22 protein-coding genes are annotated in these 20,539 nt (G+C 69.6%); 18 read left to right on the forward strand and 4 right to left on the reverse strand.

Going from position 1 to position 20,539, the window contains the following annotated elements:
- Nucleotides 1–69: 69 nt before the first annotated feature.
- A complete protein-coding gene (locus ON39_RS51145) occupies nucleotides 70–1,095 on the reverse strand; it encodes a DUF4189 domain-containing protein (RefSeq protein ID WP_040732429.1) in 1,026 nt (341 codons plus the stop codon).
- A 274-nt stretch (nucleotides 1,096–1,369) separates the two neighbouring features.
- Here ON39_RS51145 and ON39_RS07090 point away from each other — a divergent pair, with 274 nt between their 5' ends.
- The 12 genes from ON39_RS07090 (at nucleotide 1,370) to ON39_RS07150 (ending at nucleotide 13,711) form a co-directional block, all read left to right on the forward strand.
- Nucleotides 1,370–2,461, forward strand: a complete 1,092-nt coding sequence (locus ON39_RS07090; protein ID WP_211336366.1) for a calcium:cation antiporter — start codon at nucleotides 1,370–1,372, stop codon at nucleotides 2,459–2,461.
- Between the two features lie 199 nt (nucleotides 2,462–2,660).
- Nucleotides 2,661–3,503 (forward strand): ABC transporter permease, encoded by an 843-nt coding sequence (locus tag ON39_RS07095; RefSeq protein ID WP_040732433.1) that lies wholly within the window; start codon nucleotides 2,661–2,663, stop codon nucleotides 3,501–3,503.
- 1 nt (nucleotide 3,504) lies between these two features.
- Entirely contained in the window at nucleotides 3,505–4,371 is an 867-nt protein-coding gene (locus ON39_RS07100; RefSeq protein WP_040732435.1) for an ABC transporter permease, read from the forward strand.
- A 6-nt stretch (nucleotides 4,372–4,377) separates the two neighbouring features.
- Nucleotides 4,378–5,403: an MlaD family protein gene (locus ON39_RS07105; RefSeq protein ID WP_040732437.1), complete on the forward strand. Its 1,026-nt coding sequence runs from the start codon at nucleotides 4,378–4,380 to the stop codon at nucleotides 5,401–5,403.
- Nucleotides 5,400–6,401: an MCE family protein gene (locus ON39_RS07110; protein WP_040732438.1), complete on the forward strand. Its 1,002-nt coding sequence runs from the start codon at nucleotides 5,400–5,402 to the stop codon at nucleotides 6,399–6,401. The genes ON39_RS07105 and ON39_RS07110 overlap by 4 nt, the downstream gene beginning before the upstream one ends.
- A complete protein-coding gene (locus ON39_RS07115) occupies nucleotides 6,389–7,423 on the forward strand; it encodes an MlaD family protein (RefSeq protein ID WP_040732439.1) in 1,035 nt (344 codons plus the stop codon). Before ON39_RS07110 ends, ON39_RS07115 begins: the two co-directional genes overlap by 13 nt.
- Nucleotides 7,423–8,508, forward strand: coding sequence for an MlaD family protein (locus ON39_RS07120; protein ID WP_040732455.1), 1,086 nt, complete (start codon nucleotides 7,423–7,425; stop codon nucleotides 8,506–8,508). Before ON39_RS07115 ends, ON39_RS07120 begins: the two co-directional genes overlap by 1 nt.
- Nucleotides 8,505–9,626, forward strand: coding sequence for an MlaD family protein (locus tag ON39_RS07125; protein WP_051186373.1), 1,122 nt, complete (start codon nucleotides 8,505–8,507; stop codon nucleotides 9,624–9,626). Before ON39_RS07120 ends, ON39_RS07125 begins: the two co-directional genes overlap by 4 nt.
- The gene (locus ON39_RS07130) at nucleotides 9,623–10,579 is read left to right on the forward strand and encodes an MlaD family protein (RefSeq protein ID WP_040732440.1); all 957 of its coding nucleotides are present in this window, start codon (nucleotides 9,623–9,625) and stop codon (nucleotides 10,577–10,579) included. The genes ON39_RS07125 and ON39_RS07130 overlap by 4 nt, the downstream gene beginning before the upstream one ends.
- A 13-nt stretch (nucleotides 10,580–10,592) precedes the next feature.
- Nucleotides 10,593–11,177 (forward strand): hypothetical protein, encoded by a 585-nt coding sequence (locus ON39_RS07135; RefSeq protein ID WP_040732442.1) that lies wholly within the window; start codon nucleotides 10,593–10,595, stop codon nucleotides 11,175–11,177.
- Between the two features lie 190 nt (nucleotides 11,178–11,367).
- Nucleotides 11,368–12,165 (forward strand): hypothetical protein, encoded by a 798-nt coding sequence (locus ON39_RS45675; RefSeq protein ID WP_051186374.1) that lies wholly within the window; start codon nucleotides 11,368–11,370, stop codon nucleotides 12,163–12,165.
- A gap of 661 nt (nucleotides 12,166–12,826) precedes the next feature.
- On the forward strand, nucleotides 12,827–13,711 hold the full coding sequence (locus ON39_RS07150) for an aminoglycoside phosphotransferase family protein (protein ID WP_085998130.1): 885 nt from the start codon (nucleotides 12,827–12,829) through the stop codon (nucleotides 13,709–13,711).
- Between the two features lie 4 nt (nucleotides 13,712–13,715).
- Here the strand turns inward: ON39_RS07150 and ON39_RS07155 are convergent, their stop codons facing one another.
- Nucleotides 13,716–14,684, reverse strand: a complete 969-nt coding sequence (locus ON39_RS07155; RefSeq protein ID WP_040732445.1) for an SDR family NAD(P)-dependent oxidoreductase — start codon at nucleotides 14,682–14,684, stop codon at nucleotides 13,716–13,718.
- Between the two features lie 126 nt (nucleotides 14,685–14,810).
- Between ON39_RS07155 and ON39_RS07160 the strand changes: the two genes are divergently transcribed.
- The 5 genes from ON39_RS07160 to ON39_RS07170 all read left to right on the forward strand — a co-directional run bounded on the left by ON39_RS07160 (nucleotide 14,811) and on the right by ON39_RS07170 (nucleotide 18,297).
- A complete protein-coding gene (locus ON39_RS07160) occupies nucleotides 14,811–15,866 on the forward strand; it encodes a sensor histidine kinase (RefSeq protein WP_255219236.1) in 1,056 nt (351 codons plus the stop codon).
- A 14-nt stretch (nucleotides 15,867–15,880) separates the two neighbouring features.
- Nucleotides 15,881–16,075, forward strand: a complete 195-nt coding sequence (locus ON39_RS48490) for a hypothetical protein (RefSeq protein ID WP_157195409.1) — start codon at nucleotides 15,881–15,883, stop codon at nucleotides 16,073–16,075.
- Between the two features lie 362 nt (nucleotides 16,076–16,437).
- The gene (locus ON39_RS48495; protein WP_157195410.1) at nucleotides 16,438–16,626 is read left to right on the forward strand and encodes a hypothetical protein; all 189 of its coding nucleotides are present in this window, start codon (nucleotides 16,438–16,440) and stop codon (nucleotides 16,624–16,626) included.
- A 109-nt stretch (nucleotides 16,627–16,735) separates the two neighbouring features.
- Nucleotides 16,736–17,380, forward strand: coding sequence for a response regulator transcription factor (locus tag ON39_RS07165; RefSeq protein WP_040732446.1), 645 nt, complete (start codon nucleotides 16,736–16,738; stop codon nucleotides 17,378–17,380).
- A gap of 32 nt (nucleotides 17,381–17,412) precedes the next feature.
- Nucleotides 17,413–18,297: an aminoglycoside phosphotransferase family protein gene (locus ON39_RS07170; RefSeq protein WP_040732448.1), complete on the forward strand. Its 885-nt coding sequence runs from the start codon at nucleotides 17,413–17,415 to the stop codon at nucleotides 18,295–18,297.
- A 174-nt stretch (nucleotides 18,298–18,471) separates the two neighbouring features.
- Here the strand turns inward: ON39_RS07170 and ON39_RS07175 are convergent, their stop codons facing one another.
- Together ON39_RS07175 and ON39_RS07180 are read right to left on the reverse strand one after the other, a co-directional pair.
- The gene (locus ON39_RS07175) at nucleotides 18,472–18,852 is read right to left on the reverse strand and encodes a DUF5313 family protein (RefSeq protein ID WP_040732451.1); all 381 of its coding nucleotides are present in this window, start codon (nucleotides 18,850–18,852) and stop codon (nucleotides 18,472–18,474) included.
- 34 nt (nucleotides 18,853–18,886) lie between these two features.
- Complete coding sequence (locus ON39_RS07180) at nucleotides 18,887–19,327, reverse strand: MarR family winged helix-turn-helix transcriptional regulator (RefSeq protein WP_040732452.1); 441 nt, start codon at nucleotides 19,325–19,327, stop codon at nucleotides 18,887–18,889.
- A gap of 120 nt (nucleotides 19,328–19,447) precedes the next feature.
- Here ON39_RS07180 and ON39_RS07185 point away from each other — a divergent pair, with 120 nt between their 5' ends.
- Nucleotides 19,448–20,443 (forward strand): DUF418 domain-containing protein, encoded by a 996-nt coding sequence (locus tag ON39_RS07185; protein WP_040732453.1) that lies wholly within the window; start codon nucleotides 19,448–19,450, stop codon nucleotides 20,441–20,443.
- Nucleotides 20,444–20,539 lie beyond the last annotated feature (96 nt).

Raw genomic sequence — 20,539 nt, forward strand, 5'->3', positions numbered from 1 at the left:
GCGCGGCAACAGCGCGGTGGTTCAGCTGGTCGGCACCGACCTGCTCACCGTCCGCATCGACCTGGACGACTAGTCACTGTCCCTCGCGCACTTCGACCAGAACTTGAAGGGGCCGGGGACACTGAAGGCATTCTTCGCCCTGGCGAGCGCCTTATCCTGTGCCTCGTCGGTGGTGTTGCCCCAGTCGGAGGCCCAGCCGCCGCCGTCCCCGAAGGCGAAGGCGACGCAGGCGTCCTTCGACCAGACCGGTTCCTGGCAGGAGGCGCCGCAGGCTCGCTGTGCCTGACCGACCGCGGCCTCTTGGCTGAGCGAGCTTCTCGCCCAATGCACCTCGTTGGTCGCTTCGTTGTAGGTCGCGGCGATCCACACGTTCGAGACCTTCGTCGTCGGCGCCGTGGTCGGCCGCTCCGTGGTCGGCGGCGGGACCTTGGCGCTCGGCCGAGTGGTCGGCGCGCCGGACGCACCGGTGGCCACCGAGAAACTGGTCGTGGTGCCGGCTCCCTCGTCGGCCCGGTTGTGCTTGGCGTTGCTCTTGAGCACCTTCACTCCGATGACGCCCGCGATCACCAGCAGCGTCATCAGGATCGATCCGATTACCGCGAGAACCTTCTTGCCCCCGCCGCCCGAGCCGGACCCGCCGGGGCCGTACGGCGGCGGGAACCCCTGGCCGGGCGGACCCGGCGGGAACCCCTGGCCGGGCGGACCCGGCGGGAACCCCTGGCCGGGCGGACCCGGCGGGAACCCTTGCCCAGGCGGGCCAGGCGGGAACGAACCGGGCTGCGGCGAAAACTGCTGCGCCCCTTGCGGAAACTGCGCCTGCGGAAACTGCGGCTGCTGATACGGCGGCGCCTGCGCATACCCGGGAACGGAGGGGTACTGCGGAACCGACGGATACGGCTGGCCCTGCGGATCGTAGGGCTGCCCTTGCTGATACGCCGGGTCGACCTGACCGAGCGGGTTCAGCAGCGTCGGATCGGCCGGCGGAACCGGGTGATAACCCGGACCCGGCTGGCCGACGGGATTGAGCATGGTCGGATCCGAGCGCTGATGGCCGGGTGGCTGCCCGCCCTCCGGTGCGCTCGGCTGATTCAGCATCGTCGGATCCGAGCGCGAGTAGCCGGGCGCCTGTTGTTCACCGTTCGCCGGACTCGGCTGAGCGTGTGGATCGTAAGGCTGCCCGGGTTGGTGGCCGGGTGGGTATGACATGCGCCCCCGCAGTGTTCGTCTCGATCAAGGCCGGGCCAGGTTACCGGCTCGATGGCAGGTTATCTGCCCCCGCCAGTGGGGGCATCCGTTGCGTGCGACGCAATCCCGCCCGTCGGCGGCCGCCTGACCTGGATGCGGAGGGTTAACTGCCACGATGGATCTCATGATCCGTGTGTTGACAGACCGCTGGACCGTGTTCGTTCCCCTACTCGCCGCCGTCGCGTTGGCCGCCACGTGGGGGCGAAGTCTGTCCGGGGCGGCCGTGGTCGTGGTGGCCGCCGCGCTGATCGGCGCGGTGCTCGCGGCGGTCTACCACGCGGAGGTGGTCGCGCACCGGGTCGGCGAGCCGTTCGGGTCGCTGGTGCTCGCGGTGGCGGTGACCGTCATCGAGGTCGCGTTGATCGTCACGCTGATGATCTCCGGCGGCGACAAGGCCGCCTCGCTGGCCCGCGACACCGTCTTCGCCGCCGTCATGATCACCTGCAACGGCATCTTCGGGCTTTCGCTGCTGGTCGGCGCGCTGCGCAGGCGGGTGGCGGTGTTCAACGCCGAGGGCACCGGCGCGGCGCTCGGCACGGTCGCGACGCTGGCCACGCTCAGCCTCGTGCTGCCGACCTTCACCACCAGCCAGGCCGGGCCGGAGTTCTCCGCGGCTCAGCTCGCCTTCGCCGCGGTCGCCTCGCTGGCGCTCTACGGGCTGTTCGTGATGGTGCAGACGGTGCGGCACCCGGACGACTTCCTGCCCGTCGAGGGCAACGGCGTCGTCACCGACGACGAGGAGCACGACGAGGGGCCCTCCGGCAAGGCCGCGCTGCTCAGTCTCGCGATGCTGTTCGTCGCGCTGGTCTGCGTGGTCGGATTGGCCAAGGTGGTCTCGCCGTCGATCGAGTCGGCCGTGGCCGACGCCGGGCTGCCGCCCTCGGCGGTCGGTGTGGTGATCGCGCTGCTCGTGCTGCTCCCGGAGACGCTCGCCGCCGTGCGCGCGGCACGCCGCGATCAGGTACAGATCAGTCTCAATCTCGCGCTCGGTTCGGCCATGGCGAGCATCGGCCTGACCATCCCGGCCATTGCCGTAGCAACTATCTGGCTAGACGGTCCGCTCGTGCTCGGGCTCGGCGCGACGCAGATGGTTCTGCTCGCGCTGACCATCGTTGTCGGCGTGCTCACGGTCGTGCCGGGCCGGGCGACGCTGCTCCAGGGCGGTGTCCATTTGGCCCTGTTCTCCGCTTTTGTGTTCCTCGCCGCTAGTCCGTAGCGGAAGTGATACCGCTCACGCATAAGCCGGTCGGATAGGCGAAATCCCATTCTGGTGACCAGGGTCACGCCTGCACGATTTTGTTGTTACAGAGAGTAACGATTAGCTTGCTGTTTGTTGGCAGTGAGGCCGGATGCGGAGAGTGCGCCATGAATTTCGACACATCCCGTGCCGCGTGGGCGGTCCGAGGACATCGACGGTGACGCCGGATACCCGGGCGTCGAGCGGCTCCGCTGTCAAGGTCGTTCGCAAGAATTTCTCCGACACCGTCGTGTCCTCGTTGCGGACCTTCGGCCGGGCGGTCGATATCGCGCGCGAGTCGGTGACCGGCACGGTCACCGGCGTGGCGCGCGGTCAGTTCCAATGGCGCGAGGCGATCACGCAGGCGTGGCGCCTGGTGACGGTCACCGCGATTCCCGCCATTCTCATCGCCATCCCGTTCGGTGTGATCGTCTCGATTCAGGTCGGCAACCTCATTCACACCCTCGGCGCAGACTCGCTGCTCGGCGCCACCGGCGGCCTCGGCGTGATCAAGCAGGGCGCCCCGCTGGCCACCGGCTTCCTGCTCGGCGGCGCGGGCGCGGCGGCCATCGCCGCCGACCTGGGCGCGCGCACGATCCGCGAGGAGATCGACGCGCTCAACACCATGGGCATCAGTCCGATTCCGCGCCTGGTGATTCCGCGGCTGGTCGCCATGGTCCTGGTGGCGCCGCTGCTGAATATCCTCATCATCTTCGTCGGCATCGTCGCGGGTTACGCGGTCGCCGTCGGCGGCCAGAATGTCACCCCGGGCAGCTACTGGGCCACCTTCGGCTCCTTCACCACCGTCGCCGACGTGTGGGTCTCGCTGCTCAAGGCGGTCCTGTTCGGCTTTCTCGTGGTGATCATCGCCTGCCAGCGCGGGCTGGAGGCCAAGGGCGGGCCGCGCGGCGTGGCCGACGCGGTGAACGCGGCCGTCGTGCTGTCGGTCGTCTCGATCGCGGTCGTCAACCTCGGCGTCACCCAGGTGGTCGAGATGTTCCTGCCGACCAGGCTGGTGTGACGTGTCCGCCTCCACTTACGCGCCCAAGGGCCTCGGCTGGCTCGCCCGGTTCTATCACCGCCGCGGCTTGATCCTGCGGCGCTTCGAGACGCTCGGCTTCGTGCTGGCCTTCGTCTGGCAGGTGCTGTCGTCGATTCCCTTGACGCTCAAGCATTATCGCGACGAGACGCTGCGCATCATCTCCGATATGACGTGGGGCCGCGGCTCGGTCATCGTCGGCGGCGGCACCGTGCCGATGATGGTGGTGCTCGGCCTGGTGATGGGCGCGTCGGTGGCCGTCGAGTCGTTCACCATGCTGAACATCCTGGGCATGGGCCCGGTCACCGGCATCGTCTCGGCCTACGCGACCACCCGCGAACTCGCCCCGATCGCCGCGGCCATCGGTTTCGCGGCGCAGGCGGGGTGCCGCATCACCGCCGAGATCGGCTCCATGCGCATCTCCGAGGAGATCGACGCGCTGGAGGCGATGGGCGTGCGCTCGGTGCCCTTCGTGGTGACCACCCGGGTGATCGCGGGCGCGATCTCGATCGTGCCGACCTTCCTCATCGGGCTGATCCTGGCCTACCTGTCGTGCCGCGGCCTGATCACGCTCGTGCACGGCCAGTCCGCCGGCGTCTACGACCACTACTTCTTCCAGTTCGTGTCCGGGTTCGACGTGGTCGCCGCGGTGATCAAGGTGGCCATCTTCGCCACCGTGGTGATCCTCATCCACAGCTACTACGGCTTCTTCGCCACCGGCGGACCCGAGGGCGTCGGCATCGCGTCGGGCCGCGCGGTGCGCGCCTCGTCGGTGGCGATCGTGGCCATCGACATGGTCCTCACCATCGTGCTGTGGGGCTTCAACGCGACGATCAGCTTTACGGGGTAACCGCCGATGCCGAAGTACGGAATGCCAGGAGTGGCCGTCGACAAACGGCAGGCCCGCCTCGTCGGGGCGGTCGCGGTCGGGGTGATCGTCGCGGTGGTCGCGGCCCTCGTGCTGCAGCGGCAGCTGCGCACCGACGACGGAATGCACGTCGCGCTGCACACCGAACAGGTCGGCGACGGCATCCTCTCGGGCACTCCGGTGCGCGTGGACGGCGTGCAGGTCGGCACGGTCACCGCAGTCGACCCCGCCGAGCGCGGCACCCAGCGAATCTCGTTGCGACTGGACCGATCTCAGCTGCACGGCATCGACGACAGCCTGCGCGTCGACTACGCCCCGGCGAATCTGTTCGGCATCAGCGAGATCGAGCTGCGCCGCGGGCCCGGCGGCGCGGCGCTGCGCGAGGACAGCGTGATCGACCTGACCGGCGCCCATTCCGAGGCGATCTTCGACGCGACCATGGGCAGCATGCTGCGCAGCGTCTCGCAGACCGGCGACTCGTTGCTCACCCCGCAGATGGCGACGGTGATCAGCCAGGTCTCCCGCGACATGAAGGCGTTCACCCCGCTGGCCCAGGCGATCGTCCAGGCGGCCCAGATCGTCACCGACAACCAGCGGATGCCGCCCTCGCAGCTGGCCGCCGCGCTGGGCCCGGCGTTCTACGGCGCGGGAAACTTCGCCGGCGCCAACGAGGTGATGGTGGACATGCTGCGCAACATCCCTCGGCTGCAAGCGGATCGGGAATCCTTCGACGCGGGCGTGCGCATGCACACCGACACCCTGCTGCCCGGCATCGCCGACCTCGGCAACGCGCTCGGCGGCGGCCTGTCCGGGACCACCGACATGCTCGGGCCGGTGCTGACGCTGCTCGCGCAGATGGTGCCGCGCCCGCAACAGTCCGGCGCCGGCCTGACCGAGCTGCTGCGCCGCCTGCGCGCGGCCATGCCCGACACTCCGAACGGTCCGGTGTTGAACGCGCAGATCGATGTGAGCGGAATGCCCGTGCTCGCACCGTTGTTCGGCGGTGCGCGATGAAGGTCGGCGCCGCCGCATGGCGGCTCGGCCTGTTCGCCGCGGTGATGATCGTCGTGCTGATCATCGTGTGCACGGCGATCAAGCGGCCGGTCTCGGGGCCCACCGAGCAGCACAGCGCGCTGTTCACCGATGCCAACGGCCTGAAGGTCGGCGACGACGTGCGCATGTACGGCGTGCAGGTCGGCAAGGTCGACGGCATCGAGCTGGCCGGCGCGCAGGCGCGAGTTCGGTTGTCGCTGAAGACCGATGCGTCGATCTACGACAACTCGAAGCTGGCCATCCGCTACCAGAACCTGACCGGCCAGCGCTATATCGATCTGCAACAGCAGCCGCAGCCTGGTAAGCGCATCCCCGGCGGCACGACGATCGGCACCGAGCTCACCGTGCCGTCGTTCGACGTGACCAGCATGTTCAACGGCCTGAAGCCGGTGCTGGCGACGATCTCCCCGGAGGAGATCAACCGGTTCAGCGCGAGCATGGTCGCCCTCATCGAGGGGGACGGCAACGGCATCGGCCCGGCGCTCGAGGCCATCGACAAGCTCGCCGCCCACGTCAAGGACCGGCAGGTGGTGATCGACAAGGTGCTGCAAAACCTGTCCGACCTCCAGGAAACGGCCGGCGGCAAGATCCATTACATGGTGCCGCTGCTGGCCAGGCTCGCCGACATCTTCTCGGGGTTGCAGAGCAATATGGCCGGGCTCGCCCAGTTCGCCGCGGCCGCGCCCTCGGTGCTCGGCCCGCTGGACAACCTCTTCAACGCACTGGGCCTGCGCAGCCCCGACGACGTGAACGCGTTGATCGCCAAGGTCTTTCCGGATCCGCAGCAGGCGCTCGAGGTGTTCGACAAACTGCCCGCGCTGCTGGCCGGTTTCGACGCGGCGATCCCCAAATCCGCTGTGGCGGGCTGGAAGCCGCAGTGCTCCAAGGGACAGGCCGACGTGCCGCAGGTGCTCGGCGTGCTCGTCGCGGGACAGCAGGTGGCGATATGCGCTGGGTGAGTGGGTTGTTCGCGGATCGCCGCGTCGTCGGCGAGCGGGAGAAGACGCGTCGGGAGATCCGGCTCGGCATTGTGGGCGTCGTGCTCGTCGCGCTGCTCGCGGTCGCGGCGGGCGTGCTGTACGCCGCGCCGATCGGCAAGAAGACCTACACCGCCGATCTGGCGGAGGCCCAGTCGGTGAAGGCCGGTGACGACATCCGCGTCGCCGGGATCAGCGTCGGCACGGTGAAATCGCTGGAGCTGAAGCCGGATCGGGTCGTCATGCGTTTCACCGTCGACTCCGAGGTGTTCGTCGGCGACAAGTCCACGCTCGACATCCGCATGCTGACCGTGGTCGGCGGCAACTACGTCGCGCTGTTCCCCTCCGGCTCGGTGCCGTTGGGCGACAAGCACATTCCGATGGACCGGGTGCGGTTGCCGTACAGCCTGGTGCAGACCTTCCAGGACGCGGCCGAGCCGATCCGCGAGATCGACGGAGATACCTTGCGGCGCAACCTCGCCGCGCTCGGCACCTCGGTCGCGCAGGCGCCGGACACGCTGCGCACCACCCTCGACAGCCTCAGCAGTTTCGTCGACGACCTGAACCGTCAGCACGTGATGATCTCCAAGGCCATCGCCAACGCCGACGAGTACACGACCATGTACGACGGCGCCAAGAGCTCGCTCGGCAGGCTGGTGGAGTCGACCAACCTGATGGAGGACCTGGTCCTCGGCAAGCAGGCCGAGCTGCGCGAGGGCCTGCGGCTGCTGAACGAGGTGATCGGCAAGGCCGCCGCCATCGCGCCGACCTACGCCGAGGTCAAGCCCAAGCTCCAGCAGTTGTTCGACGCAGTGCCGCGCATGGAGGAACTGCTGAACCGGCTGGACCCGGTCGTCGGCTCCGTGCGTGACCTACAGCAGAAGCTCTCGGCCATGGCCATTCCCGACGGCGGCGTGACGATCGACCAGTCCGGCCAGACCATCACCGCGCCCGCGGACGCCCTTGCGCGCGTGTGCGTGCCGCTGCCGGGGAGGGACTGCTGATGCTGCACAAGGTGCTCGGCTCGCGGGCGTTCATGTCGATCTCGGGCGCGCTCGTCGCGATCGCGCTGGTCGTCGTCGGCTACGTCATCGCCTTCGATCCGTTGAAGAAGACCGAGAGTTACTGCGCGATCATGCCCGACAGTGTCGGGCTGTACGTCGGCAATCAGGTGACCATGCGGGGACTTCCGGTGGGCACGGTGACTTCCATTGCGCCGCAGGGGAAGTCGGTGAAGGTCGAGTTCGAGGTGGAGGCGGGCAAGCCGGTCTACGCCGACGCGGGCGCGACCACACTGGCCGACAGCATCGTCGCGTCGCGCGAACTCGCCGTCGTGTCCTCCGGCAAGAACACCGCGCGCTGGAACGCCGCGCAGTGCATCACCAAAACCCTGACGCCCAAGAGCATCTCCGAGACGCTCAACGCGGTCGCCCAGCTGTCCGCGCAGATCTCGGGGCCGGACGCCAAGACCCCCGACGCGCTCGCCAGGGGCCTGAACCAGTTGAACGCGGCGACCGCGGGCACCGGGCCGCAGATCAACGACATCATCAAGAAGCTGAGCGGCGCGATGGCCTCGCCCGACGCCGATATCGGCCACCTGGTCGGCGTTTTCGACGCCTTCGCCTCGGTCGGCGAGAAGGTCGAACAGCACTGGGGCGACATCGAGTCGATGTTCCGCCGGTTGGCGCCGGTGCTCATCGCGGCGCGCACCGATCTGCTGGAGCCCGGCGCGCAGGTGATCGACGGTCTCGCGCAATTGCTTCCGGTGCTCAACGACCTCACGACGGCCTTCGGCGACCCGATCATGCAGGCGCTCGACTTCACCGTGCCGCTGGTGAAGTTCCTGCGCGCCCACGTCGGCTCACTGGCCCAGGTGGTGTCGATGACGCCCGTGCTGACCGACGCGTTCCGGTCGGTGGGTGCGTCCGGAATCTCCTATGCCGCACCGAAGGTCGCGATCCCGCAGCAGCAGGCCGATCAGGTGTGCGCGGTGGTGAACGCCGTGACGCCGGGGCGTTGCGACGCCGAGGGCGGCTTGGCGAAGGTCGACCTGGCGGCTCTGGTGTTCGGAATGGCGGGTGTGCGATGAGGATCCATCGGAACGAGACCGGGCGGCTGGTCGTCACGCTCGCCCGGCCACGCGTCGGAAAGCGCGCTCGCGGTGGACGTTTCGTCGCGGGCCTCGCGGTCGTGCTCGCGGCCGCCGTGCCCGCGGCGGGCTGCGCCTTCGATCCTTCGTCGGTGCCCGTGCCCGGATCCGAGGTCTCCGGCCCCACCTACGACATCCACATCCAGTTCGCCAACGTGCTCAATCTGCCCGCGCGCGCCAAGATCATGGCCAACGGCGCGCAGGTCGGCACGGTCTCCGGTGTGTCGGTAGTGGATTCGGCCAAGGCAGGCGGCCGCGGCTACGTCGTGGTCGACGCCCGCATCTCGAAGTCGGTGCGGCTGCCCGCGGCCACGCGCGCCGAACTCCGGCAGAACACGGTGCTCGGCGACATCCATCTCGCGCTGCTCACCCCGCCGAACGGGTTCGACCAATTGCTGCCCGTCGGCGGCACCATCCCGCTCGCGCAGACGAAACCGCCTGTGCAACTGGAGGACACGATGGCCGCGCTGGCCACCTTCACCCAGGGCGGCGCGGTGCAACAGGTGCAGGACACCATCGAGCAGCTCAACCGGGTGCTGCCCGCCGACCCGGCGCGCACCGCGCAGATCGGCAAGACCCTGGCCGACGACGCCGTCGACCTCGGCAACCACCTTGACGAGCTGGACTCGCTGCTCGACGGCATCGACAACAACGCCAATGTGCTGCACGGCATTCGGCCGGTGCTGGCCGACCTGCTGACGCAGGAATCGGTGGACCAGATGAACGGCATCGCCCCGTCCATCGTCGGCGTGACCAAGATTTTCAACGTGCTCGGCCCCATCGGCAGCTCGCTCACCTGGCTCGGGCCGCTGCTGAACGGCGCCGACGGCAGCGTGCAGGCCTTCCTGCCGCTGCTCGCGTCGGCCAGGCCGCTGGATCTGAGCCAGCCCTCGAATCTGCAGGCGCTTATCTCGCTGGTGCGCGACAAGATCATCCCGTTCGCCGAGCACGGGCCCAAGGTGAACATCACCGGCGTGAAAACCGATGCGCCCGTACCGATTCAGGAACAGACGGATCGAATCGTCCAGACCCTGCGCATGATCGGAGTCGTCCGATGAGGCTCGGACCGCTCGCCTCGCTCGGCGGCATCGCCGCGATCACGGTGCTCGGCGCGGGGTACCTGACGTTCGGGGTGGTGCGCGCCGACCCGCTGGCCGACTTCACCGACGCCACCATGGTGCTGACCAATTCCGGTGGGCTCGCGGTGGGCTCGCCCATCCTGCTCACCGGCATCGAGGTCGGCCGGGTGAGCTCGGTGACCAAGAGCGCAGGCGGCGTCGAGGTCGGGCTGAAGATCGCCGCCGACCGGCACGTGCCCACCGACAGCACGGTGACCATCGAGCACCTGTCCGCGCTCGGCGAGCCGTACGTCGAGTTCCGGCCGAACACCGAGGGCGGACCGTACGTGCGCGACGGTCAGCAGCTGACCACGTCGAATGTGCGTATGCCGCTGTCGATTCCGGAGGTCGCGCGGCTCGCCACCACCACGCTGAACCAGCTCGACCCGACCGTGGTCGGCTCGCTGGTGAGCACGGCCGAGCAGTCCCTGGCCGGCACCGACGCCGCGATCCCGAACCTGGCGCGGTCGGGCGATCTGCTCGCCGCGGCCATCATGAGCCGCAATCCGCAGATCGTCTCGCTGCTCAACAGCCTGCAGAGCACGGCGACCAACATGGACTGGGTCGGCCCGTCGTTCAGCGCCGCCGCGCCCGAGTGGATCAAGTTCACCCAGGCGCTGAGCGACCTGGTCACCCACGTCGGCACCATGGTCGACGGCCAGTCGATCGAGGCGTACACGACCGGAAACGGACTGGCCCCGTTCAGCGCGAAGACCGCCGACCGGCTGCGCGAACTCCAACCGGAGCTGAACTCGCTCGCGCCCGCGCTGCGCCCGCTGATCGACGCGATGCGCTCGACCGCGCCCCGCGTCGACCTGTCCGACCTGATCTCCCAGGCCCTCGCCGACGTCGACGCCGACGGCGCCGTCAAGGTGCGGGTGGCCGTCAAATAGAAAGGAGGACGCGATGTCGAACGACGTTGTGACCGAACCGAAGCAGGATGCGGCCGAACCGAAGACCGCCGCTCCGAAGACCATATCGATCCGCCTGTCGACGGTCGCGCTGGCCGCGGGGCTGGCGGCGCTCACCGCCACAACGGTGGTGTTCGGCACGCTGTGGAACTCCGCGCGCGGCGAACTCGCTGATCGCGACGACGCCGTCGCGGCCGACCGGCGCGCCGAGCAGGTCGCCACCGACTACGCGGTCGGCGCGTCCAACATCAACTTTCAGGACGTCAACGCCTGGGTGGCCAAGCTCAAGACCAACACCACCCCGCAGCTGGCGAACAAGTTCGACGCCACCGCGACGAAGCTGCAGGACATCCTCGTGCCGCTGAAGTGGACGTCGACCTCGGCGCCGATCACCGCCAAGGTGATGAACACCGACAACGGGGTCTACAAGGTCAACGTCTTCCTCAATGTCACCTCGACCAGCGCGCAGACGCCCGAGGGGGCGCAGGCCACCGTCACCTACACGGTGAATGTGGATCCGAACAACGGGTGGAAGATCGCCGACGTCGGTGGGATGGCGGGCGCGCTGCCCAAGCAGTGACAGGCTTCCGCGAAACGCGGAGGTTGAGGCGGGGTCGCGAGTTTATCGGCGGCTACTGCCGCAAATGGCTTTTACCTGCATCAATAACATTCACATAAATCGAGTATCGGAGCAGCAACCTTCGGGTAGCCTGCCGTGAAGATCAACATTCGTACCGATGTTTCCCTGCCCGGCAGCGAAGGCGGTTTCGATGGTGACACCCGGCGGCAGTCACGACCCCGAAGACGATCGCGGGACCGGCAACCGCGGTCTGGTCATCGCAGCCGTGCTGGCCGCCGTGCTGGTGCTCGTGGTCGCGATCGGCCTGCTGCTGCGGTCCAACGACGACTCCGAAGACGACCGGGCACCCTCCTCCTCGACCGTCACCACCCCGCCGACCAGCCGGGACACCACCTCGCCGTCGAGCGGTTCGAGCCCCGCCCCGTCCACGCCCGGCGCCCCCGCGCCGCAGCCCGCCCGCAAGATCGGCGACGACTGCTCGGCGGGCGGCATCGTCGCGCAGTGGGATCTGCGCGGCGGCCAATGGGCCTGCGTTCCCCAGGGCCAGGGCGGCCAGCACCGCATCGGCGACGACTGCTCACACGACGGCATCACCGCCCAGTGGGGCCGCGGCCCCGACGGCCGCTCCGTCTGCCTGCCCCAGCGCCAGGGTCCCGACGAGCACCAGGTCGGCGCCGACTGCTCACACGACGGCGTCACCGCCCAATGGGCGCTGACCCCCGACGGCCGCTGGACCTGCACCCCGCAAGAACAAGGCGGCCCCCACCACCCGCCCCCATCGACCAAACCCCACCCGCGAATTCAGCCCCCGCCCCCGCCAACCCCCCTTCGCCCCCACCCAACCCGGGCCCACTCCCCACGAACCCAGGCCCACCCCCCGCCGAACCAGGCCCTCCACCCGCCCCAGCCCCCCTCCTCCCGGGCCCGCTACCTTTCCTGCCCGGCTTCCTGGCACCCCCACCGCCCCCCGCACCCAACTAGGCCCTGACCCGGTACCACCCGCCAGCCGATCCCCCTCCGCCGCTGGGCCTTTCGGTCGTACCCCCTGCGTAGTCCCCACCGACAGCCGCACTCTCACTCGGGAGCCGCACTCGGGCGGATCCCGAGAGGGAGTGCGGATTCTGTCGGAGGCCTGATTGAGCGCCGGCGCAGCCAGTCCGGGCCCGCCGCGCGCGAATCTGGCTTCGCAGCCCGCCGAAGCAGGTGTTCGCTCGTGCCGCCTGCCCCTGTCCGCCATTCCGAGACCGCTGCGTTTCAGTCGGTTTCCGCCGCCCTCGCTGCGCCCCGGTGCCGCCTCTGATGAACCGGGGCATGCGCCCGCGCCGTCTGCCCCGTCGTCCGTCGGCCACTGTGCTTTCGACCCGGATGCCTGCCGCCTCAACGGGTTTCGGGCAAGCGCCGCACGAAGCTCGACCCTCGGTTGAAGTCTCGTCTGGCGACTCGGGGTCTTGGTCGACTGGGTCGCGGCGTCGTCATCGTTGGTCGCCGAGCGTAGGGCAGTTCGGTTCATGCTCATCTCTTCGTAGACGCGCGGTCGATCAGGTCGCTGATCGACCGCGCGGCGATCAGCCGTGGACGCGTCCGGCGGGGCTGCGGCGTGGGCTGGGTTGCGCGAAAAATCGATCGACACGGCTGAGATGCTCGGTGGCGTGACTCTTGTGCCCGAGTTCTTCGCTACCCGACTCGCAGACCAGGAAGGGGCGCCGGCCCGCGCCTGGCTCGACCGCCTGCCCGACCTTGTCGCGGAGTACGCCGACCGATGGGGGCTCAGCCTGGATGGGCCGTCCATGCACGGGTACGGGGGGCTTGTGCTGCCCGTCCGGCGCGCGGACGGCGTGTCGGCCGTGCTCAAGCTGAATTACCTTACGCCCGAGACCAAGGACGAGCCGGTCGCGCTGGCCGCTTGGCAGGGGGACGGGGCGGTGCTGCTGTACGACAGCGACGCGGAGAACGGTGCGATGCTGCTGGAACGTCTCGAGGCCGGGCGCTCGTTGGAGACCGAGCCGATCGATGACGCCGTGCGGATCACGTGTGAGCTGCTGCGGAGACTGGCGATTCCAGTGCCGCAGGGCATCACGCGTGACCTGCGGACGGAAGCCGAGGGTTGGGCGGAGGAACTGCCGCGGGAGTGGGCCCGGCTCGGTGAGCCGTTCCCGCGCAAGATGCTCGACGCGGCGGTGGAGGCGTGCACCCAGCTCGGACCCGTCGCTGACCGGCTGCTGGTGAACGAGGACCTGCACTTCGAGAATGTGCTTGCCGCGCAACGCGAACCGTGGCTGGCCATCGATCCGCAGCCGCTGGCGGGCGATCCGGAGTTCACCACCCTCTCGCTGTTGTGGAGTCGCCGAACCGAATCCGCGCTCGACGACCGCTTCGCCGCCGTGGTCGACATCGCCGGACTCGACGCCGACCGCGCCCGCGCCTGGACGCTCGTGCAGTGCGCCCGGAACTGGCTGTGGTTCGCCGAGGACGACGACTGCGACGACCCCGGCTACCCGTCCGTCCAGGCGATCGGACCGTGGGCTATGCGCTGAAAACTCAAGCGTGCGCGGTCTTTCCGCCGTCGATGACCAGCTGCGCCCCGGTGAGATACGGGTGCTCCGGCGAGGCGAGGGTGAGCGCGAAGGCGGCGATCTCGGCCGCCGTCGCCAGCCGGCCCAGCCCGGGAACGTTGCTGCTCGCCCACTGTTTCATCATCACCTGGTACACGTCGTCGGGGATGCTCTCCAATCCGCCTGCCCTGCGCACCAATTCGGTGTCGGTGGTGCCGGGGACGAGGGCGTTGACCCTGATTCCGTCCGCCGCGTAGTCGAGCGCCGCGGACTGGACCAGCCCGACCAGACCGCGCTTGCTCGCGGTGTACGCGCCGCGGCCCGCGTCGGTCGCGAGCGCGTTACTCGACGACGTGACCACGATCGTGCCGCCGCCTCGCCGAAGCATCTGCGGCACTTCGTATTTCATGGCGAGGAAGGTCCCGCGTAGATTGGTGTTCAGCACCCGGTCGAAGTCCGCGGTGCTGTACTCGTGCAGCTTCTTCTGCACGGTGATACCGGCGTTGTTGAACGCGACGTTCAGCCCGCCATAGGTTTTCACCGCCGAGTCGACAAAGTTGCGGACGTCGTCCTCGATCAGGACGTCCGCGCGAATGTAGATGGCCTCCCCGCCCGCCTCGCGGATCTCGCGCTCCACCGCCCGCCCGCGGTCCTCGCGCCGCCCGCAGAACGCGACCCGCCCGCCCTCGGCGGCGAACAACCGCGCGGCCGCCGCGCCGATGCCCGAGGTCGCCCCGGTGATCAACACGGTCTTGCCGTCGAACCGCCGCCGTTGTGCCGGTTCATACCTGGGCGGGTTCGAATTCGCCCCCAGCGCAACGCCACCGGCGAGACCGGCGGCCGCACCGACCGCGAGACCGGACGCGGCGGCCATTGTGCCGAGCAGTCGCCTGCGGCTCGGTGCCGGCGCGTCTTTGCCGGGGGCGGGCTCGATCGTGGAATCTTCGTTCGTCATGCGACAACCTTCGCGACAACCGGGATCCGGCGGCTCCGCCCGCGGGCCCGATTCTCGGCCGGTCGGCGGAGGTCACTCCTGCGCGGGGAGGAGGTACCGCGGATCGGCGCGCGGCATGATGGGGGCGTGGTGAGTTCGGCTGGGATGACACGCGGGCTGGCATCGTGGCTCGACGTGCGGTTCGTACCGGTGCGTTCGCTGGTCCTGGCGGTGGCGGCGGTCGGGTGTCAACTCCTGCTCGCCGACTCGCCCAGCCCGCTCGACTGGACGATCGCGATGCTCGCGGTGCTGGTGACCGCGGGCGGGGTGCGGTGGCCGTTCGTCACAGCCCTGTTGACCAGCGCCCTGTTGCTGCTCGGGTTCGAGTTCGGCGACACGGGCCCGGTGGTCGGTAAGGTGGCCGCCGCGATAGCGCTGATCGAGCTGTCGGCGCGCCGATCCGGTTGGCAGCCCTGGGTGGCCGCCTGCGCGCTGGCCGCGGCCTACCTCCTGCACCCCAGCGGTGATCTTGCCGCGAACGGATACCGCGCGGTCGTCATGGCGGGCGCGCCGGTGCTGGTCGGTGTCCTGCTCCGCACCGCGCGCGAGAGCACCGAGCACGCGCGCCGCCAGGCGAGCGAGATCGCCCAGCGCCGCGACGCCGAGATCGCCGCCGCCAGGGCCGTCGAACGCACGGCCATCGCCAGGGAGCTGCACGACCTCATTGCCCACCACGTGTCCTCGACCGTACTGCGCGTCGGCGTCGCCCGGCACGCCATGCCCGACGCCCCGCCTGCGGCGCTCGAGGTCCTCGACGACATCCACGCCAGCGGCCGCCAAACCCTCGCCGATCTACGCAGACTGGTTGCGATACTGCGTGATCCGGCAATGACCGGCGACTCCTTCCTCGCCCCCGCCGACCTCCCCGCCGCGCTCGCGGCCGTGCTGGGGCGCGCGCGACAGTCGGGCATCGCCGTAGACGCCGAGATCGCCGACGACATCACCGAGGTCGACGCGGTACTCGCCCTGACGCTCCTGCGACTCACCCAGGAGGGCATCTCGAACATCGCCAAGCACGCCGGTCCGGGCGCTGCGGCCCGATTGACCATCGCCAGGGATGACGACAAGGTCGAATTCACGTTGCGCGACAACGGGAATGGGCGTGACGCCAGTGTCGGGCGCAAGTGCCGGGGCTGGGCGTGACGCCGGGATTGGGCGTGACGCCGGGGCTGTGCGTGACGCCGGGGCTGTGCGTGACGCCGGGGCTGGGCGTGACGCCGGGGCTGGGCGTGACGCCGGGATTGGGCGTGACGCCGGGGCTGGGCGTGACGCCGGGGCTGGGCGTGACGCCGGGATTGGACGTGACGCCGGGGCTGGGCGCAACGCCGGGATTGGGCGCAACGCCGGAATAGGGTGCAACGCCGGAATAGGGTGCAACGCCGGAACTGGGTGCAACACCGGGATTCGGCGCGACGCGGGGAGTGGGTGCGACGCGGGGAGTGGGTGCGACGCGGGGAGTGGGTGCGACGCGGGGAGTGGGCGCGGCGCGGGGAGTGGGCGCGACGCGCGGATTGGGGGTGACGCCAGACCTGGACGCAACGCCGGAGCTTGGCGCGACGCCGGTGTCTGGCGCGACGTCGGGGCTGGGCGTGACGCCGGTGTCGGGCGCAACACCGGAACTGGGCGCGACACCGGGATTCGGTGCGACACCAGGAGTGGGCGTGACGCCGGGGCTGGGCGTGACGCGGGGATTGGGCGCGACGTCGGGTTGGGCGTGACGCCGGAACTGGGCGTGACGCCGAACCTGGGCGCAACGCCAGACCTGGACGCAACGCCGGATCTTGGCGCGACGCCAGACCTGGACGCAACGCCGGATCTTGGCGTGATGTCGGACCTGGACGCGAAGACATCGCTGGCCCGGTTTACGGCGTCCATCCGATCGGCGGCAGCGGACTCGGTCTGATCGGCCTGCACGAGCGCGTCGAACTGCTCGGCGGCGAGTTCCGCGCAGCCCGCGTCGGCGCGGAATGGCTTCTCGCGGCGCGTCTTCCGCTGGTCACACCGGTGCCCGCATGACGATCCGCGTCCTCATCGTCGACGATCAGCACCTGGTCCGCGCCGGTCTGCGCATGCTCTGCCAGACCGATGACGGGCTCGAGGTGGTGGGGGAGGCGGCGACCGGCGCCGACGCCGTGCGGCTGGCCGAGCAGCTGAGCCCGGACGTCGTCCTGATGGATCTGCGCATGCCGGGCATGGACGGAATTCGCGCGACCGCAACGATTCTCGCGGCGCGGCCCGCCATCCGAGTGCTCGCGCTCACCACGTTCGACGACGACGATCACCTCTACCCGGCGCTCGCGGCGGGAGCCTGCGGCTTCCTCGTCAAGGACGCCTCGCCCGCCGACCTGCTGCACGGCATCCACCGCGCCGCCTCGGGCGATCACCCGTTCTCGCCCGAGGTCCTGCGGCGCGTGGTCGACTCCGCGCTGGCGGCCCGCACCGTCGCGACTCCGGTCGAGCACGCGCCGCCGCGCGGCCTGACGACCCGCGAGGCGGAGGTGCTCGCGCTCGTCGCCGAGGGCCTCGCCAACGCCGACATCGCCGCCCGCCTGCACCTCGGCGTCACCACGGTCAAGACCCACATCGCCAACCTGATGGCGAAGACCGGCGCGACCAACCGCGTCCAATTGGCGGTGCTCGGCGTGCGCGGGCGGTGAAATTGGCTGGACAGGGCTGAGAGGCTCGAGGGGTGAGCATTGTTCCCGAGTTTTTCGCCGAACGCCTCGCCAGGAACGAGGGGCCGCAGGCGCGAGCCTGGCTGGCGCGGCTGCCCGAACTCGCCGAGGAGTACCGCCGGCGGTGGGATCTGCGCCTCGACGGTCCGCCGATGCACGGTTACGCCGGGCTGGTGCTGCCCGCCACCCGAGCGGACGGCAGTGCGGTCGTGCTCAAGCTGAGCATCATGACCCCGGAGACCCGCGACGAGCCGCTGGCCCTCGCCGCCTGGAACGGTGTCGGCGCGGTGCGGCTGCTCGAGAGCGATCCCGCACAGGGCGTCCTGCTGCTGGAGCGCTTGGACGAGTCCAGGTCGCTGCTGACCGAGCCGATCGAGGACGCCGTGCGGATCGCCACCGGCCTGCTGCGTCGCCTGGCCATCCCCGCCCCGGCCGGACTCAGCCGCGATCTGCGGACCGTGGCAGAGCGCTACGCGGCGGAACTGCCTGAAGAGTGGCGGCGCCTGGGCGAGCCGTTCCCGCGCAAGCTGCTCGACGCGGCGGTCGACGCGTGTAATCACTTGGGCCCCAGCGCAGGCCGGCTGCTCGCCAACGAGGACCTGCATTACGAGAACGTGCTCGCCGGGGCGCGCGAGCCGTGGCTGGTGATCGACCCGCAGCCGCTCGTCGGCGAGCCCGAGTTCACCACGCTGTCGCTGATCTGGAATCGGCACGCGGAGTCGACGCTGGACGACCGGTTCGCCGCCATCGTCGACGGCGCGGGGCTCGACGCCGACCGCGCCAGAGCGTGGACTCTCGTTCGCGCCGTGCGCAATTGGCTGTATTTCCTGGACGACGACGACACCGAAGGCGACCACTACCTCACGGTGCAGCGCATCGCGCCGTGGGCGTTGCGCTGAATCCGGTTGCCATGCGGCGAAAGTGGGCACGACGAACCGTGCGGCCGGCGCACGCGCCGTGGCGAGATCGGTTGCGCGCCAAAACAACAGTGACCGCACCACCCGGGCGATCCAGCGCGCTGCGTCGCGGTCGCCGGTGGCGATTCCGCTGACCACCCGGACGCGGCCAACGGCTCAGTGTGGGTGCTGCGCAGCGTATCTCGCGCGTTCCTGCGCGCGACGGTGGGCTCGCTCCGGATTCTCCAGGTCGGCGGGCAGGCCGTGCTTGGCCAGCCGGTGCGCGCGATTCATCGGCATGAAGGCGGCGGTGTAGAACAGCGCGAGGAGCGCGGCGAGCAGCACCATCGAGCCACGTAGCCACAGCTCGCCGGGGAAGAACAGGAAGATCGCGAACAGCGGGGTGAACGGGATCATGCCGCGCAGGATGTGCCGGGCGGTCGCGTGCTTCCCGGCGAGGTCGTTGCGCACCCAGTCGGTCATCGAGTCGGGCAGGCGGCGGCCGAAGGCGTAGCCGATCCACTGAATCGGGTTGGGCCGTCGTGCGTTTCGGGTCATGCGCAGTCTCTCCTGACGGGTGTCGCGGACGGGTTCAGACCGACAGGGATCGCCGCGCGGCCTCGTTGACGCGGGTGAGCACCTCGCGCAGCTCCTCCAGATCGGCGAGGGTGACGCCGAGCCGCTCGACGACCGCGGGCGGGATGCGCTCGGCCTGCGCACGCATGGCGGCGCCGGCCTCCGTGAGGTTCACCACCAGGTTCCGTTCGTCGCGGCTGTCGCGTTCGCGCGTGATGAGCCCCGCGCTCTCCAACCGCTTGAGCAGCGGCGACAGCGTCGGCGAGTCCAGCTGGATCGCCTCGGCGATCGCCTTCACCGACATCGGCGCCTCGCCCCACAGCGCGAGCATGACCAGGTACTGCGGATGGGTGAGTCCGAGCGGCTCCAGCAGCGGGCGATAGACGCCGAGCACCGCGCGATTGGCCACCGCCAACGCGAAGCACACCTGCCGGTCGAGCTGCAACGGATCGTCCATCTGTCCTCCTGTCGAACTGCCCTCAACGTTAACGCACAAACAGTTAACGCACGAAGTATATGGGCGACATCACGTCGGAGAAGCGTGGCCGCGGCGCGGGTGATCGTTAGTTTGAGACGCATGCACAACGACGCAGGCCGCATCCGCGAGCTCGACGCCGTGCGCGGTTTCGCCCTGTGCGGGATTCTCGTGGTGAACATCTGGCAGCTCACCGACATGTCCGCGGTGTGCGCGCCCGGCGAGATGGCGCCGCTGCGGCATCTGCTCTCCGTGCTGTTCGAGGGGCGCTTCTTCCCGATCTTCTCGTTCCTGTTCGGGCTGAGCTTCGCGCTGTTCCTGGACAGCGCGGCCCAGCGCACCGCCCGCCCACGGCTGATACTGATTCGGCGTCTGGTCGCGCTCGGCGTGCTCGGGCTGATCCATCATCAGTTCCAGCCGGGCGAGGCGCTGTTGCCGTACGCGCTCGTCGGAGTGCTCATCCTCTTGCCCGCCGCGAGCCTGCCGCGCTCGGCGGTGCTGGTCGCCGGGCTGGCCGGGACGATCGGTGTCGCGGTCACCCTCGGCGGCGGATTCGGGTTGGTGCCAGGCCTTTTCCTGCTCGGCCTCGCCGCAGCCCGCTACGGCGTCGCCGAGACCCTCGACGAGCGCGGCTGGCAACTCGCCCTCGTGTTCGCGCTGGCCCTGCCCGCCGCCGTGTTCACCGGGCTGTGGGAGTACCGCACCCCGTACCTCGACCTGCTGGTCAGCACCGCCCCGCCGGTCGCGGGCCTGCTCGGCGCCCTCGCCTACCTGACCGGCCTGCTGCTGATCCTGCGCACCGAGGCCGGCCTGGTGTTGTCGGAGGTGCTGGAGCCGATGGGCCGCATGGCGCTGACGAACTACCTCGGCGCCACCGTCCTGATCCTGCTCGCCGAGCCGCGTCTCGGTCTCTCGGGCTCCGAAAAGTACGGCGTGCTGCTCGGCTTGGCCGCCGCGATCATCGCCTTCCAGGCGATCACCAGCTGGATCTGGCTGCGGATATTCCGCTACGGCCCCCTGGAATGGCTCTGGCGCTGCGTGACCTGGTGGCAACTGGTCCCCGCCCGCCGCGTCCCGGAGCCTATTCGATACGGCTGAAGCCTAGGCGAGCCGCACGGGGAGCGACAGCGGACCGCGATGCCGAAACCCGGAGCGCCACTGAACGTCTCGCTCATCGATCGCCAACCTGGTTGC

The sequence above is a fragment of the Nocardia tenerifensis NBRC 101015 genome (assembly GCF_000308715.1).
Classification (GTDB): domain Bacteria; phylum Actinomycetota; class Actinomycetes; order Mycobacteriales; family Mycobacteriaceae; genus Nocardia; species Nocardia tenerifensis.